The organism is Micromonospora sp. NPDC005710 (genome assembly GCF_040630995.1).
Lineage (GTDB): Bacteria > Actinomycetota > Actinomycetes > Mycobacteriales > Micromonosporaceae > Micromonospora.
Genome location: NZ_JBEXYP010000036.1, coordinates 1 through 16,486 on the forward strand (window position 1 = coordinate 1; position 16,486 = coordinate 16,486).

General features: G+C 70.1%; 12 protein-coding genes. 9 read left to right on the forward strand and 3 right to left on the reverse strand.

Annotation, left to right across the window (positions count from 1 at the left end):
• Window positions 1-445, reverse strand: a 445-nt coding sequence (locus ABZ406_RS29640; RefSeq protein ID WP_357768636.1) for an FAD-dependent oxidoreductase, incomplete at its 3' end; no start/stop codon positions are given.
• A 37-nt stretch (window positions 446-482) separates the two neighbouring features.
• Complete coding sequence (locus ABZ406_RS29645; RefSeq protein ID WP_357768638.1) at window positions 483-1,625, reverse strand: polyprenyl synthetase family protein; 1,143 nt, start codon at window positions 1,623-1,625, stop codon at window positions 483-485.
• A 64-nt stretch (window positions 1,626-1,689) separates the two neighbouring features.
• Here ABZ406_RS29645 and ABZ406_RS29650 point away from each other — a divergent pair, with 64 nt between their 5' ends.
• Both ABZ406_RS29650 and ABZ406_RS29655 read left to right on the forward strand, forming a co-directional pair.
• Window positions 1,690-2,613, forward strand: coding sequence for a phytoene/squalene synthase family protein (locus ABZ406_RS29650; RefSeq protein ID WP_357768640.1), 924 nt, complete (start codon window positions 1,690-1,692; stop codon window positions 2,611-2,613).
• Window positions 2,610-3,935 carry a deoxyribodipyrimidine photo-lyase gene (locus ABZ406_RS29655; protein WP_357768642.1) on the forward strand — a complete coding sequence of 442 codons (1,326 nt, stop codon included), beginning with the start codon at window positions 2,610-2,612 and terminating at the stop codon, window positions 3,933-3,935. Before ABZ406_RS29650 ends, ABZ406_RS29655 begins: the two co-directional genes overlap by 4 nt.
• On the opposite strand, the gene ABZ406_RS29660 is transcribed toward ABZ406_RS29655, so the two are convergent.
• On the reverse strand, window positions 3,936-5,012 hold the full coding sequence (locus ABZ406_RS29660) for a serine hydrolase domain-containing protein (RefSeq protein WP_357768644.1): 1,077 nt from the start codon (window positions 5,010-5,012) through the stop codon (window positions 3,936-3,938).
• An 81-nt stretch (window positions 5,013-5,093) separates the two neighbouring features.
• Here ABZ406_RS29660 and ABZ406_RS29665 point away from each other — a divergent pair, with 81 nt between their 5' ends.
• From ABZ406_RS29665 to ABZ406_RS29695, 7 genes are all read left to right on the forward strand, one after another.
• The gene (locus ABZ406_RS29665) at window positions 5,094-6,581 is read left to right on the forward strand and encodes an FAD-dependent oxidoreductase (protein WP_357768646.1); all 1,488 of its coding nucleotides are present in this window, start codon (window positions 5,094-5,096) and stop codon (window positions 6,579-6,581) included.
• Window positions 6,582-6,826: 245 nt separating this feature from the next.
• On the forward strand, window positions 6,827-7,831 hold the full coding sequence (locus ABZ406_RS29670) for a LacI family DNA-binding transcriptional regulator (protein WP_357768648.1): 1,005 nt from the start codon (window positions 6,827-6,829) through the stop codon (window positions 7,829-7,831).
• Between the two features lie 388 nt (window positions 7,832-8,219).
• The gene (locus ABZ406_RS29675) at window positions 8,220-9,599 is read left to right on the forward strand and encodes a sugar ABC transporter substrate-binding protein (protein WP_357768650.1); all 1,380 of its coding nucleotides are present in this window, start codon (window positions 8,220-8,222) and stop codon (window positions 9,597-9,599) included.
• A gap of 85 nt (window positions 9,600-9,684) precedes the next feature.
• Entirely contained in the window at window positions 9,685-10,641 is a 957-nt protein-coding gene (locus ABZ406_RS29680) for a sugar ABC transporter permease (protein WP_357768652.1), read from the forward strand.
• A gap of 11 nt (window positions 10,642-10,652) precedes the next feature.
• Window positions 10,653-11,540 (forward strand): carbohydrate ABC transporter permease, encoded by an 888-nt coding sequence (locus ABZ406_RS29685; RefSeq protein WP_357768653.1) that lies wholly within the window; start codon window positions 10,653-10,655, stop codon window positions 11,538-11,540.
• Between the two features lie 101 nt (window positions 11,541-11,641).
• Entirely contained in the window at window positions 11,642-13,300 is a 1,659-nt protein-coding gene (locus tag ABZ406_RS29690) for a glycoside hydrolase family 13 protein (RefSeq protein WP_357768655.1), read from the forward strand.
• A gap of 144 nt (window positions 13,301-13,444) precedes the next feature.
• A complete protein-coding gene (locus tag ABZ406_RS29695; protein WP_357768657.1) occupies window positions 13,445-16,330 on the forward strand; it encodes a discoidin domain-containing protein in 2,886 nt (961 codons plus the stop codon).
• Window positions 16,331-16,486: the final 156 nt, after the last annotated feature.

Sequence of the window (16,486 nt, forward strand, 5' to 3'; positions counted from 1 at the left end):
CGATGAAGTCGGTGCGTTCGAGCCGCCACAGCTCCCGCGCGTACTCGACGAAGCGCAGGTAGCCGTCGCCCTCCCGAGGGCCGCAGACCCGGGAGATCTCGGCCGCCATCCGGGTGGTGTCGGTGAGCACGTCGAGGGTGGAGCCGTCCGGGTAGTACGCCCGGTAGGCCGGGTCGAGCGGGGTCAGGTCCAGCCAGTCGTGCAGCTCCTCGCCGACCGCCCCGAGCGCCTCGGCGATCAGGTCGGGCATGGTGAGCACCGTCGGGCCGGTGTCGAACTCGTAGCCGTCCACGCCGAGGCGTCCGGCCCGCCCGCCGGGCACTGGCTCGCGCTCCAGCACCGTCACCTGTCGACCGCTGCCGGCCAGGTGCAGCGCACAGGCGAGCCCGCCCAGCCCGGCACCGACGACCACCACCCGGTCCGTCCGTCCTGTCACCGTCCGCACGTGACCATCTCCTCGCTCAAGTCGCTCAAGTCGCTCATCAGGCCCGCCGGTTGGCAGCGGCGGTGGCCAGCCCGGTCAGCGCGGTCCGCGCCGTCTGGTCCACCGGTGCCGCGTCGAGTGCGGCCAGCGCGTCGCTGACCCGCTCGGCGATCATCTGCTCCACCCGGGTCACCGCGCCGGTCTCGGCGACCAGCCCGGCGAGCGTGTCGACAGGCCCGTCGGCGGCCCGCTCCAACGCGGCGAGCTGAGCCGGCGTGGCCAGCTCCCGGGCCAGCATGAGCAGGGCGGTGGGCTTGCCGGTGCGGAGGTCGTCCCCGGCCGGCTTGCCGGTGGCCGCCGGGTCGCCGTAGACGCCGAGCAGGTCGTCGCGGAGCTGGAACGCCTCGCCGACCGCCAGGCCGTACCGGGTGTACGCGGAGACCAGCGGGTCGTCGGCGGGCACTCCGGCCAGGCAGGCCCCGAACAGCAGTGGGCGCTGGACGGTGTAGCTGGCGGTCTTGTAGCGGGCCACCCGCAGCGCCCGGTCGACCGACCAGTTGGCCGGATCGTTCTCGCCGAGCACGTCGAGATACTGCCCGGCGACCGTTTCCACCCGCATCTGGTCGTAGCAGCGGCGCACCTCGAACAGCCGGGTCGAGGGCACCGTCGCGTGGGCCAGCAACTGGTCGGCCCAGACCATGCAGAGGTCGCCGATGAGGACGGCGACTGCCTCACCGAAGCGGCCGGGGTCGCCCCGGTGGCCGGCGGTGACGTGTTGTTCGGCGAGCGCGATGTGGGCGGTGGGCCGGCCGCGTCGGGTGGTGGACGCGTCCATCACGTCGTCGTGCACGAGAGCGAAGGTGTGCAGCAGCTCCAGCGCGGCAAGCGCGGGCAGAACCGGTGGCAGCGCCGCGGTGCCGCCGACCGCGCCGCGCCAACCCCAGTAGGCGAACGTGGACCGGATCCGCTTGCCGCCGGTCAGGACTGCTTCCCGAGCGGTGGCGGCGAAGCTGCCCATCGATGCGTCGATGTCGTTGAGGGCGTCGACCTCGGCGGTGAGGAAGGTGTCCAGGGTCTCGTCGACCGCCGTGACCAGATCGTGGGTGTACGCGGCCAGAACGGCGCGGACCGGGTCGTCCCCGTCTCCCGGCCCTGCCGGCGCCACACGGGTCACATTGCCCGCAACTGCGTCGTTGGCCATGCGATTGAGCGTACCCTAGGCTACGAGTTGCGTCGATTGGTGCGTCGATAATGGAGGAGGGCCGGTGGAAACTGATCTCACCGCTGCCTATGACCGGTGCCGTGAGCTGCACAAACGCCATGGCCGCACCTACTATCTCGCCACCCGCCTGCTCCCCGCTTGGAAACGACGACATGTGCACGCCCTCTACGGGTTCACGCGGTACGCGGACGAGATCGTCGACCGCACCGAGGACCTTCCGCCGGCCGAGCGGGCCGCCCTGCTCGACCGCTGGGCCAGCCAGTTCGTGGCCGGTCTGCACGGTGCGCCGGTCGACGACCCACTGTTACCGGCCGTGCTGCACACCATCGCCGTCTTCGATCTCGACCGGGACGACTTTGCGTCGTTTCTGAAGAGCATGGCGATGGACCTCACCGTCACCGCGTACCCGACCTACGACCACCTGCTCGACTACATGGAGGGCTCGGCGGCGGTCATCGGCACCATGATGCTGCCGATCCTGGGCAGCTCCGACCCGGTGACGGCCCGGGAGCCGGCCCGGCAGCTCGGCTTCGCCTTCCAGCTCACCAACTTCATCCGGGACGTCGCGGAAGACCTCGACCGGGGCCGCACCTACCTGCCGGACGAGGACCTGGCGAAGTTCGGTGTCACCCGCGAGGAGCTGGCCGAGGCCCGCGCCCGAGGTCGCGGCACGCCCCGGATCCGCGAGCTGATCGAGTACGAGGTGACCCGCGCCCAGGCGCACTACGCCGCCGCCGCACCGGGCATCACCATGCTGGCGCCCGCCTCGCAGGCCTGCATGCGCACCGCGTACGCGCTCTACGGAGGCATCCTCGACGAGGTGGCCGCGCAGGACTACGACGTCTTCGTCCGGCGGGCCCTGGTGCCGCAGCGTCGACGGATGGCGGTGGCCGCGCGGGCCCTGCTCAGCACGACGGGTACGCCGGTCGTCATCCCCGGGCCGACGATCCACCCGGAGAGCCGGTGACCGCGAGCACGGCGATCGTCCTCCTCACCCGCGACCTGCGGGTGCACGACCACCCGGCGCTGGCCACCACCTGCTCGGCCTTCGACCGGGTGGTGCCGCTGTACGTGCTCGACCCGGCGCTGGCCGACCTGTCGTCCAACCGCACCCGCTTCCTGCACCAGGCCCTGGCCGACCTGCGCGCCCAGCTCCGTGAGCGCGGTGGCGACCTGGTGGTCCGGCACGGCGACCCGGTGGCCGAGACGATCCGGCTGGCCGACGAGGTCGGTGCCACGGCCGTCGCGCTCTCGGCGGACGTCAGTCACTACGCCGTCCGCCGGGAGCGGCGACTACGCGCCGAGTGCGAGCGGCACCGGCTGCACCTGCGACTGTTCCCCGGGCTGACAGTCGTCGAGCCGGGCGCGTTGCGGCCCGGTGGCGGCGGTGACCACTACCGGGTGTTCAGCCCGTACCACAGGGCCTGGGCGGCGAACCGGTGGCGCGACGAGTTGGCCGCGCCGCGCCGGATCACGCTGCCCGACCGGGTCAGCGTGGGTCGCCTGCCGGCACTGCCGGCCGGCGACTCACCCGACGCGGCCGCCGGCGGTGAGCGGATCGCCCAGGCGCGGCTCACCGACTGGCTGCCAGACCTGAACCGGTACGGCGACCAGCACGACGACATGGCCGGGGACGACACCTCCCGGCTCAGCCCGTACCTGCGTTTCGGCTGCGTGTCGCCGCTGGCGGTGGCGAACCGCGCCGGGGACCGGTCCGGCCCGTTCGTCCGGCAGATCTGCTGGCGGGACTTTTATTACCAGGTCACCGCCGCCTTCCCGGACATCTCGACGGCGGCGTACCGGCGAGGTGCCACCGAGCAGTGGCGGTACGACGACGACGCGTTGGCGGCCTGGGCCGAGGGACGCACCGGCATGCCGATCGTCGACGCCGGGATGCGGCAACTGCGGGCGCAGGGCTGGATGCACAACCGGGCCCGGCTCATCACCGCCGGCTACCTGACCAAGCACCTCGGGCAGGACTGGCGGTCCGGGGTCGGGGTGTTCTTCCGCTGGCTGCTCGACGGGGACGTGGCGAACAACTCCGGCAACTGGCAGTGGGTCGCCGGCACCGGCAACGACACGAAGCCCTACCGGGGGTTCAACCCGGTCCGGCAGGCCGAGCGGTACGACCCGGACGGCGACTACGTGCGCCGGTGGGTGCCGGAGTTGGCAGCGGTGCAGGGCAAGGCCATCCACCAACCATGGCGGCTGCCCGACGCGCTCCGCCAGCCGCTCGACTACCCACCACCGCTCTCCGTGCCGGGCACCGACCCGGTCTGGCTGCGCTGATCAGAGCACCGAGTGCAACGCCTCGACCAGCTCGTCCACCCGGTCGTGCTCGGCGAGGTGCGCCGTCGCGTACGCGAACGTGTAACCACGCTCCGGGTCGGCCCAGGCGCTGCTGCCACCGAGGCCGCCCATGCCCCAACTGCCGTCCGGTTCCCTCTGCATGCCGAGCGTCCACCGCGCCCGACGCTCCAGCACCAGGTCCGGCCCGTCGTACTGGACCCTCGTCGCCTCCGCGACCAGGTCCCGGCTGACCAGTCGGACGCCGTCCAGGACGCCGCCGGCCAGCAGACCGCTGTAGAGCCGGGCCAGGCCGGACGCTGTGGCGTGCAGGTTCACAGCGGGCACCTCGGCGCCCCGCCAGAGCGGGCTGTTCACCACGGCCAGGTCCAGCCCGCCGGCCAGGTTGCCGATCGACAGCGCCCGCAGTGAACCCGGCTCGCCGAGCATCCGGGCCGGCCACTGCGGGTCGTCGTACCGCAGGTCCGCGCAGCGCCGCTGGTCCGCCCCGGTCAGCCCGAAGCCGAGGTCGAGTCGCCACGGTCCGGCGATCTCCTCGCCCAGGAACCGGCCCACCGACCGTCCGTCGACGCGGCGGACCAGCTCACCCACCAGATGCCCGTACGTCCAGGCGTGTTCCCCGGCGACCGAGCCCGGCGACCATTCCGGGTCGGCGGCGGCCAGGTCGCCGGTGAGCAGCGCCCAGTCGGCGACAGCGGTGGCCGGTCGGGGCACCGGAAACGCCGGCAGCCCGGCGGTGTGCGACAAGACCTGGCGCACCGTGGCGGGAGTGCGGAACTCCGGCCAGTACCGGGCCACGGGCGCGTCGAGATCGACAGCCCCGCGGTCCACCAGCAGCAACAGGCAGAGCGCTGCCACCGGCTTGCCGACCGAGTAGACGTTCACGAGGGTGTCCGGCAGCCACGGCTCACCACCCGGCCCGTGGCCGCCGCGGGAGCCGCCGACCAGGTCCAGCACCGGCTGCCCGTCGTACCAGACGGTCAGGCCGGCGCCGGTCTCCCGGCCGGAGGCGAGTAGGTCGTGGAAGCAGTCCCGGACCGGAGCGAAGCGTGCGAGCATCGGGCCACCGTAAGCGCCCGGGCCGGTGAGAGTGTCGGCTTTTTCCGCCGACCCCGGTGGTCGGGGAGGTGTCGCTGGGGGATGCTGGTCGGTGTGGCGGAGCCGGAGCTGGTGGATGTGGTCGTGGTCGGGCTCGGAGTCGGCGGCGAGGAGGTGGCCGAACGGCTCGCCGAGGCCGGGCTGAGCGTCGTCGGCGTCGAACGGGATCTCGTCGGCGGGGAGTGCCCGTACTGGGGCTGCATCCCGAGCAAGATGATGATCAGGGCGGCCAACGCGCTCGCCGAGGCCCGCCGGGTCGACGGGCTCGCCGGAACGGCCCAAGTCCAGCCGGACTGGGCGCCGGTGGCCAAGCGCATCCGCGAGGAAGCCACCGACACCTGGGACGACACTGTCGCGGCGGAACGGTTCATCGGCAAGGGCGGCCGGCTCGTGCGGGGCAGCGGCCGGCTCGACGGTCCGCGCCGCGTCCGCGTCGGGGACCAGGTCTTCGAGGCCCGGCACGGGGTGGTGCTGGGCACCGGCACCCGTCCGTCGGTGCCGCCGATCGACGGCCTCGCCGACACGCCGTACTGGACCAACCACCAGGCGATCGAGGCCGAGGAGCTGCCGGAGTCGCTGCTCGTCCTCGGCGGTGGCGCGATCGGCCTCGAGTTGGCGCAGGTCTTCGCCCGCTTCGGAACCCGGGTCACAGTCGTCGAGGCACTCGACCGGGTGCTGGCCATCGAGGAACCCGAGGCGTCCGAGGTCGCCGCCGCCGCGCTGCGCGCCGACGGCGTGGAAATCCACACCGGGGTACGCGCCGAACGGGTCGCGCACGACGGCACCAGGTTCACAGTGCACGGTGGCGGTGGCACGCAGTTCACCGCCGAACGGCTGCTCGTGGTGACCGGGCGCAAAGCCCACCTGGCCGAACTGGGTCTGGACAGCATCGGCCTGGACGCCAGCCAGCGCTACCTCCCGGTCGACGACCGTCTGCACGTCACCGACCACGTCTGGGCGGTCGGCGACCTGACCGGCGAGGGCGCCTTCACCCACATCGCCATGTACCAGGCGGGAATCGTCATCGCCGACATCCTGGCCCGCGCCCGACAGGCGAGAGCCGGGGCGGACGCCAGCGGCACCTCGAGCGTCGTCGGCGGAGCGATGGGCGCGTCCAGCTCACTGGCCACCAGCGGGTCGAGCGGATCGGCCGGCACCGTCCCGCGCGCCGACTACCGGGCACTGCCCCGGGTGACCTTCACCGACCCCGAGATCGGCGCGGTCGGGCTCACCGAACAGCAGGCCCGCGAGCGCGGCATCAACGTGCAGGTCGGTTTCACCAAGCTCGGCACCTCGACCCGAGGCTGGATCCACCGGGTCGGCGACGACGGATTCATCAAGGTCGTCGCGGACGCCGACCAGGGCGTCCTGATCGGCGCCACCTCGGTCGGCCCCGCCGGCGGCGAGGTGCTGTCCGCGCTCGTGGTGGCAGTGCACGCGGCGGTGCCGCTGAGTCAGCTCCGGCACATGATCTACGCGTACCCGACCTTCCACCGGGCCATCGAAACCGCCCTGGCCGACCTGTCCTGACCCAGCCCCACGCCGACTCGCGTCGCCCGCGTGCGGTGGCCGCGTGATCCACTCGCGTTCAAGGAAGTCGCAGCATCCGCCGCACTGGGACAGCGCGACTCCCTGAAACGCGAGTCGATCATGGCCGTCGAGGCCGGGCCGGTAGGGTCGGAATGTCGGCGGTGGGAAGAATGCGGCAGCCGGCCGGCAAATGTTGGGCAATTTGCTGTTCTTTTCTTGCATCAACGTGACGTACGATTGCGGCCGTGACCAAGCGGTTGACGGAAGTTGCCAAGAAGGCGGGCGTCAGCGAGGCCACCGTCAGCCGGGTGCTCAACGGCCGCGACGGGGTTTCCGAGGCGACTCGGACGGCCGTGCTGACGGCGCTCGACGTGCTCGGTTACGAGCGGCCGACCAAGTTGCGCGGCGAACGTGCCCGGCTGGTCGGGTTGGTGCTGCCGGAGTTGCAGAACCCGATCTTCCCGGCGCTTGCCGAGGTGGTCACCGGCTCGCTGGCTCAGCGCGGTTACACGCCGGCGCTCTGTGCCCGGACCATCGGCGGGGTCTCCGAGATGGACTACGTGGAGATGCTTCTCGACCACCAGGTCTCCGGGGTGATCTTTGCTGGTGGTTCGTACGCGCTCACCGACGCCCGACACGACCACTACCGTCGGCTGACCGACCGAGGGCTTCCGGTCGTGCTGGTGAACGCCGGCGTGGACGAGTTGGGTTTTCCCCGGGTCTCCACTGACGACGCGGTAGCTGTGGAGCAGGCGTACGGGCATCTTCGCTCGCTCGGGCACGAACGGATCGGGTTGGTGCTCGGCCCGGAGGGGCATGTGCCGTCCCGGCGCAAGCTCGACGCGATGATCCAGGTAGCCGGCTGGGACGAGGGCGACGTCGAGTGCGTCGAGCGCTCCAACTTCTCGATGGAGGGGGCGCGGGTCGCCGCCACGAAGTTGCTGGAGCGGGGCGTGACCGGCATCATCTGCGCCAGCGACGTGCTCGCGCTGGGCACGATCCGTGCGGCCCGGCGGCTGGGTCGTTCGGTGCCGGCCGACGTGTCGGTGGTGGGTTTCGACGACTCCGCTTTCATGACGTGCACCGATCCGCCGCTGACGACGGTGCGGCAGCCGATCGAGACGATGGGGCAGGCCGCTGTGGATCTGTTGGTCACCCAGATCGAGGGTGCCGGCGTCCTGCAGGACGAGCTGCTGTTCGAGCCGGAGTTGGTGGTGCGGGGTTCCACCGCACCCGCCCCCCGCCGCTAGGCACCACCGCACCCGGCCCCGCACCCGGCCGTCAGGCACCACCGCCTCCGCCCGGCGCCACCCCGAACGACGCCTCGGCCGTCGACCGCTCTCGCGGTCGGCGGCCGATTTTTCGTCGTTGCTCGCCACGGTCGGCATCGACCACACCGAATGACCCGCCATAGCGGCCTAATAGCCATCAAATCGGGCCACTTTCAGGGTGTTGCCAACATCTGTCGTAATCACGTCGTGTCCTTTCGGAACAGGGTCGATACCTTGCCGAAATGAGTCGGCCTAGTTACAGTGACTCCACTCACACCTGGCTCCGACGCAGCTACTGGGCGTCAGGTCGTATCACCGCAGATCAGCGAAGGTCATTGGAGTCACCCGTTCCCGAAGGGATGGACAGATGTCCGTACCGCAATACCGAAAGGCTGCGGCGGTCGCGCTCGTGGCCGGCCTGGGGCTCAGCCTCGTGGCTTGCTCGACCAAGAGCGACGACAAGGGCTCGACCGCAGGTGGCAAGGTCACCATCACTGTCGACTGCCAGCCGGTCGGCGCTCAGAAAGAGCTGTTGAAGAACTGGAACGACGACGTCGCCGAGTTCCAGAAGCAGAACCCGGACATCACCGTCAAGAGCGTCAGCGTCGGCGAGCAGTGCAACAACCCGCCGGACTTCACCGCCCGCCTCGCCGGCGGCACCGTGACCGACGTCTTCTACGGGTACATGACCGATCTCCAGCAGGTGCTCGACTCCGGTCAGGCGATGGACATCAGCCAGGTGGTCGGCAAGGACTCGATTCCGACCTGGGACAGCGTCGACCCGGCGCTGAAGGAGGTCTTCACCGACGGCGGCAAGCTCTACGCCGTTCCGGTGAAGAACTACTCGATGGGTCTGGTCTACAACAAGGTCCTGTTCCAGCAGGCCGGGCTGGACGTGAACAACCCGCCGAAGACGTGGGCCGAGGTCCGCGCCGCCGCCAAGAAGATCTCCGCGCTCGGCAACGGCATCGCCGGCTACTCGGAGTACAGCGCTGGCAACACCGGCGGCTGGCACTTCACCTCCCTGCTCTACTCGCAGGGTGGCCGGGTGCTGTCCGAGGACGGCAAGAAGGCCGACTTCAACAACGCCCAGGGCAAGCAGGTCCTGCAGAACCTCAAGGACATGCGGTACGGCGACAACAGCATGGGCGCCCGTCAGCTGCTGCAGTGGGGCGACCTGCTGACGAACGCCGGTGCGGGCAAGGTCGGCATGTTCATCGGTGCGCCGGACGCCACCCAGGCGATCGTCAGCCAGTTCCAGGGCAAGTTCCAGGACTGGGCGATGGCGCCGCTGCCCGGCCAGGATGGCGCGGCGAAGGGGACGCTCGGTGGTGGCGAGGGCTACTTCTTCAAGAAGGACCTCACTCCCGAGCAGGTCAAGGCCGGTATGAAGTGGATCGCGTACCAGAAGCTCACCCCGGGCAAGGGTCAGTTCGACTACGTCCGGGCCAAGCCGCAGAACTACCCGGTGGGTCTGCCCCAGCCGCTGCTCTTCGCCAACGGCAGCGAAGCGCAGAAGCAGGAGCTGGAGCTGCGCAAGGCGAACGCGAACGTCGACACCACGAACTTCGCGCTCTTCGAGGCGACCCCGGTGGCGATCAAGGGTGAGCCGCGCAACGCACAGGCCATCTACGCGGTGCTCGACGCCGCGATGTCGGGTGTGCTGACCAACCCGAACTCGAACATCGACGCACTGCTCAAGACCGCCGAGGAGAAGGTCAACCAGCTCCTCGCCGCTCAGAGCTGACCGACGTGTGGGGGTCGGGACGCCGACCCGACCCCCACGCCACTCGCACCGCATCTTGACGTCACCGACTCAACCAGGAGTTGCCTTGGCGATCACCACCGTCCCGGAGACCTCCAGGAAACCGGGCCGCCCGCCGTCGCCGTACTCGGCGCGGCCACAGCGCACCAGCCTCGGCCGCAAGGTACGGGACAACCTCACCGGTCACTCGTTCCTGATCGGTGCGGTGCTCTGCTTCGTCGTCTTCTCCTGGTACCCGATGGTCCGCGGCATCATCATGAGCTTCCAGCGGACCCGGCGCGGCGAGACCACCTGGGTGGGGTGGGACAACTACTCCCGCATCATCGCCGACCCGAGTTTCTGGACGGCCTGGCAGAACACCTTCTACTTCACGGTCCTCGCGTTGGCCCTCGGTTACGTGGTGCCGTTCTTCGTGGCGATCCTGCTCAACGAGTTCCGGCACGCCAAGGGGTACCTGCGGATCCTGGTCTACCTGCCGGTGATGCTGCCGCCGGCCTCGGCGCTGTTCCTCTTCAAGTTCTACGCGTACGACCCCAGCGAGGCGGGGCTCTTCAACGCGGTCCTCAAGGCGCTGCACCTGCCCACGTCGCAGTGGATGCAGTCGCCGGAGATGACGATGCCGGCCATGGTGGTGGCGTCGACCTGGATGAACATGGGCGGCGCGGTGTTGATCTACCTGGCGTCGTTGCAGAACATCCCGGGCGAGCTGTACGAGGCGGCCGAGTTGGACGGTGCCGGGATCTGGCGGCGGATCGTGCACGTCACGATCCCGCAGACCCGCTTGATCCTCGCGCTCCTGGCGATGTTGCAGATCGTCGCCACGATGCAGCTCTTCATCGAGCCACTGATCCTCGCCAACGGCGCGGGCGCGGAGGACTCCGCGACCTCCGTGGCGTACCTCATCTATCAGCACGGGTTCTTCCAGAACGACCTCAACGGCGCCGCCGCGCTGGGCGTGATCATGCTCGTGGTGCTTGCCGGCTTCTCCGCCGTGTACGTGCGGCTGACTGCGAAACAGGACTAGGACGGCGAGGAATGGCACAGGATTCCGGAACCCGGACCCTCATCTCCCAATCCCAGCTCAGCCGGGGGCGCGGCCGGGTCATCTACTGGACGTTGCTGGTCGTCGTGGTGGCGGGGTTCACGCTCGTCTTCCTCGGACCGCTCTACTGGATGGTCACCGGCGCACTCAAGTCCGGCCAGGAGATCGCGCAGACCCCACCGTCGCTGTTCCCGAAGGACCCGCAGCCGCAGAACTACATCGACGCGTGGAACAACCTGGCCCTCGCCAAGCTGCTCTTCAACACGTTCTACTACGCGATCGGCGCGGTGGTCTTCCAGCTCGTCTTCGACAGTGCGGCGGCGTACTCGTTGTCCAAGCTTCGGCCGATCTTCGGTAACGCGATCCTCGGCCTGATGCTGGGGACGCTGATGATCCCGGCGATGGTCCTCATCGTTCCGCAGTACGTGACGGTGCTCGACCTGCCGATCCTGCACATCAACCTGCTCGACTCGCCGTTCGCCATCTGGCTCCCGATGGTCGCCAACGCGTTCAACATCTTCCTGTTGAAGCGGTTCTTCGACTCGATCCCCGAGGAGCTGATGGCGGCGGCCCTGATGGACGGGGCGTCCTCGCTGCGGACGCTCTGGTCGATCATCCTGCCGCTGTCGCGTCCCATCCTCGGTGTCGTCTCGATCTTCGCCGTGACGGCGGTGTGGAAGGACTTCCTCTGGCCGAAGCTGGTCATGCCCTCGCCGGAGACCCGGACGGTGAGCGTCGGCATCTACACCTTCGCCGGCGGCACACCGATGAACGTGGTGATCGCCGCGTCGGTGATCGCCGCGATTCCGACTGTCATCATCTTCCTGATCTTCCAGCGGAACATCATGTCCGGGCTGACCACGGGCAGCATCAAGGGATAGCCCCCACCGCGTTCCTCCGCGCGGCGAACAACGACCGTTCGCCCGACACACATCCAGGTCCGGCGAACCCGCCGACGTACTGACGCAGAAAGCAGGTGCTCGTGTCCACAGCTGACAGAAGTCCGTGGTGGCGGGGAGCCGTGATCTACCAGGTGTATCCACGGAGCTTCGCCGACGGCAACGGCGACGGCATCGGTGACATCGCCGGCATCCGGTCCCGGCTCAACCACCTGTCCGCGCTCGGCGTCGACGCGATCTGGTTCAGCCCCTGGTATCCCTCCCCGATGGCGGACGCCGGCTACGACGTCTCCGACTACCGCGACATCGACCCGGTCTTCGGCTCCCTGGCCGAGGTGGAGGCGCTGATCGCGGAGGGCCACGCGCTGGGCATCCGGACCATCGTCGACGTGGTGCCGAACCACTGCTCGGACGCGCACCCCTGGTTCCAGGCGGCGCTCGCCGGCGGGCCCGACGCGCCGGAGCGGGACCTGTTCTGGTTCCGGCCGGGCCGCGGTCCGAACGGTGACGAGCGGCCCACCGACTGGATCGGCGAGTTCGGCGGCGAGACGTGGACCCGCACCACCAACCCGGATGGCACCCCCGGTGACTGGTACCTGCACCTCTTCGCACCCCAGCAGCCGGACCTCAACTGGGACCACCCCCGGGTGCGGGAGGAGTTCGAGGACATCCTGCGGTTCTGGTTCGACCGGGGCGTGGACGGCATCCGGATCGACTCGGCCGGGCTCCTCGTCAAGGACGGGACGCTGCCCGAGGTCCGCGAGGACCAGCCGCACCCGTTCCACGACCTCGACGGGGTGCACGACATCTACCGGGGGTGGCGTCGGGTCGCCGACGAGTACACCGACCGGGCGCTGATCGGTGAGGTGTGGTTGCCGGACCGGCAGCGGTTCGCCAACTACCTGCGCCCGGACGAGCTGCACGCCGCCTTCAACTTCGACTTCCTCGGCTGCGCCTGGGACGCCGCGGCGCTGCGGGAGAGCATCGACGGGACGCTCAGCGCGCACGCGCCGGTGAACGCGCCGGCCACCTGGGTGCTCTCGAACCACGACGTCACCAGGCACGTCACCCGCTACGGTCGCGCGGACACCAGGTTCAGCTTCGCCGCCAAGCGGGAGGGCACGCCCACCGACTTGGAGCTGGGCACCCGCCGGGCCCGCGCCGCCGCGCTGCTGTCGCTGTCGCTGCCCGGCGCGGCCTACGTCTACCAGGGCGAGGAGCTGGGCCTCTACGAGGTCGAGGACATCCCGTACGCGATGCGGCAGGACCCGATGTGGGAGCGGTCCGGCCGGATCGACCCGGGTCGGGACGGCTGCCGCGTACCGCTGCCGTGGGGTGGGGACGAGCCGCCGTTCGAGTTCAGCCCCGCCGGTGCCGCGGCGCCGTGGCTGCCGCAGCCGGCCGACTGGAAGGACCGGACGGCCGACGCGCAGACCGGCGACTCGGCCTCGATGCTGGAGCTGTACCGGGCGGCGATCCAGACCCGGAAGGCCGAACCGGCGCTCGGTGACGGGGAGTTGACCTGGCTGCCCGCCCCGGACGGGGTGCTCGCGTTCAGCCGCGGCGGTGGCTTCAGCTGCCTGGTCAACCTTTCCGCCGAACCGGTGCCGATGCCAGCTCAGGGGGAGCTGCTGCTGGCCAGCGGGCCGCTCGACGACGGGTTGCTGCCGTCCGACACCGCGGTCTGGTTGCGTACCGACGAATCACCGACGGGCCGCTCGGGGGCGGACGGCCCGGTCTGACCTGACTCTGCCCGACCGTGGTGCCGGCGGCCCGTCCCGGCCGCCGGCACCACGACACCAGGAAAGGAGCAACGAGGGGGGACGCGCGACACCGCACCAACCACGGGGGATCTGGCCTGCCTGACGAAAGGGAGAGCGCAGCTCATGGCCAACCACACCACCGGCACCCCGCACCACCATCGACACCCGACCCGGGCAGGGTTGGCCGCCATCGCCGCCACCCTGCTCGCCGCCACATCGGTGACCGCGCTCGCGGTCACCGGCACCGCGATCCCGGCCTCGGCGGCGGGGTTGTCCCCCTTCGACATTCCCAACCGGGGCGCCACGGTTCCGTTCGTCGAGCAGGAGGCGGAGAAGTCCGCCCACAACGGCTCGAAGATCGGCCCGGACCGGCGCTACGGCACGTTGCCGTCCGAGGCGTCCGGCCGGGAGGCGGTCACCCTGGACGCCGTCGGCGAGTACGTCGAGTTCACCCTCACCGCCCCGGCCAACGCGGTGACCTTCCGCTACAGCCTGCCGGACAACTCGGCCGGCACCGGCCGGGACGCCGCGATCGACCTGCGGGCGAACGGCAACCTGCTGAAGTCTGTGCCGGTGACGTCGAAGTACGGCTGGTACTACGGCGGATACCCGTTCAACAACAACCCGGGTGACACCAACCCGCACCACTTCTACGACGAGACGCGGGCGCTGTTCGGCAGCACCCAGCCGGCCGGCACGAAGATCCGGTTGCAGGTCTCCTCGACCGCCCAGTCACCCTCGTTCACCATCGACCTGGCCGACTTCGAGGTGGTGTCGCCGATCGCCAAGCCGAGCGGCGTGCTCGACGTGGTCACCGACTTCGGCGCCGACCCGACCGGCGCGACCGACTCGACAGCGAAGTTCCAGGCGGCGGTGGACGCGGGCAAGGCCCAGGGCCGAGCGGTCTGGATTCCGGCCGGGAACTTCACCCTCTGGGACCACGTGGTGGTCGACGGGGTGACACTGCGCGGCGCCGGGCCCTGGTACTCGGTGCTCGGCGGCCGGCACCCCACCGAACGGAACCGGTCCGTCGGCATCTACGGCAAGTACGTCCCCGGTGGGGGTTACACCGGGCCGGTCCGGTCGCACGAGGCCAACGGGCCGAGCCGCAACGTCACCTTGCGGGACTTCGCCATCATCGGCGACATCCGGGAGCGGGTCGACGACGACCAGGTCAACGCGCTCGGTGGGGCGATGACCGACTCGGTGGTCGACAACCTCTGGTTGGAGAACACGAAGGTCGGGGCGTGGATGGACGGCCCGATGGACAACTTCACCATCCGCAACAGCCGGATCCTGGACCAGACCGCGGACGGGGTGAACTTCCACACCGGCGTGACCAACTCGACGGTGACGAACACGTTCGTCCGCAACACCGGCGACGACGCGTTGGCGATGTGGGCGCAGAGCGTCCCGAACGTCAACAACTCGTTCACCCACAACACCATCGGGGTGACCCTGCTGGCCAACCACCTGGTCAGCTACGGCGGTCGGGACATCAAGATCACCGACAACGTGACTGCCGACTCGCTCACCAACGGCGGCGGCATCCACGTCGCGAACCGCTACCCCGGCGTGCAGGGCGCCACCGGGGTCCAGGGCACCTGGACGATCGCCCGGAACACGTTGATCCGTAACGGCAACTCGGACTACAACTGGAACTTCGGCGTCGGCGCGATCTGGTTCTCCGCCCTCAACGAGGCGTTCCAGAACCCCACCATCAACATCACCGACACCGACATCCTGGACAGCTCGTACGCGGCGCTGCACTGGATCGAGGGCCAGACCAACGGGATCAACCTCAACAACGTCCGCATCGACGGCGCCGGCACGTACGCGCTCCAGGTGCAGGCGAACAGCCAGGTGTCCTTCACCAACGTGCGGGCCACCAACATCGCGCAGAGCAACCCGATGCACAACTGCGTCGGTGCCGGCTTCCAGATCACCCAGGGCTCCGGCAACTCCGGCTGGTACACACCCACCCCGTACTGCGGCCCGTGGCCGACCCCCCAGTGGGGTGGTGGACCCACCTCGCCGCCGCCCACCACGACCCCGCCGCCGACCACGACCCCGCCGCCGACCACGACCCCGACCACCCCGCCCCCGACCAACGGCAACCTGGCGCTGGGCCGGTCGACGACCACCACCAGCACCAACCAGAGCTACACCGGGGCGAACGTCGTGGACGGCAACGCCGCCACCTACTGGGAAAGCACCAACAACGCGTTCCCGCAGTCGGTCACCATCGACCTGGGCGCGTCCCGGTCGGTCGACCGGGTGGTGCTCAAGCTGCCCAGCGGTTGGGAGCAACGCACCCAGACGCTGTCGGTGCTCGGCTCCACCGACGGCTCGTCGTACACCACACTGGCGTCGTCGGCCGGTCGGGTCTTCGCCCCCGGCTCGGGCAACACCGTGTCGATCGGGCTGCCGTCCGGCGACCGCCGCTACGTCCGGGTCACCGTCACCGGTAACTCCGGCTGGCCGGCCGCGCAACTCTCCGAGGTCGAGGTGTACGGCGGCAGCCAGACCACCCCGCCGCCGACCACGACCCCGCCGACCACCCCGCCCCCGACGACAACGCCGCCGCCCAGCGGCAACCTGGCGGCCGGACGGTCGATCACCGAGACCAGCCACTCCGACGTGTACGCCGCCACCAACGCGGTGGACGGCAACGCGAACACCTACTGGGAGAGCGCCAACAACGCGTTCCCGCAGTCGGTGACGGTGGACCTCGGGGCCGACCGGTCGGTGTCCCGGGTCGTGCTGAAGCTTCCACCGTCGTCGGCCTGGCAGACGCGTACCCAGACGGTCGCGGTGCTCGGCTCCACGAACGGCTCGACGTTCAGCACGCTGAAGGGGGCCGCCGGCTACAGCTTCAACCCGGCCAGCGGCAACACGGTCACCGTGACCTTCACGGCGACCACCCAGCGGTACCTGCGGTTGACGGTCACCGGTAACAGCGGCTGGCCAGCCGGCCAGCTCAGCGAATTCGAGGTCTACTCCAGCTAGGTCCGGTGCCCCCGCCCGGACCGGGCGGGGGGCACCCGGTCCGGGCGGTTCGGCGCAACGCGGCGTCGGGCGTCCCACCCGTCCCCAACCCGCACCGTCCCCCACCTGTCGCGGCACGACGGGCGTACCCCTGCACCCGTCACCGGGCAACGCACC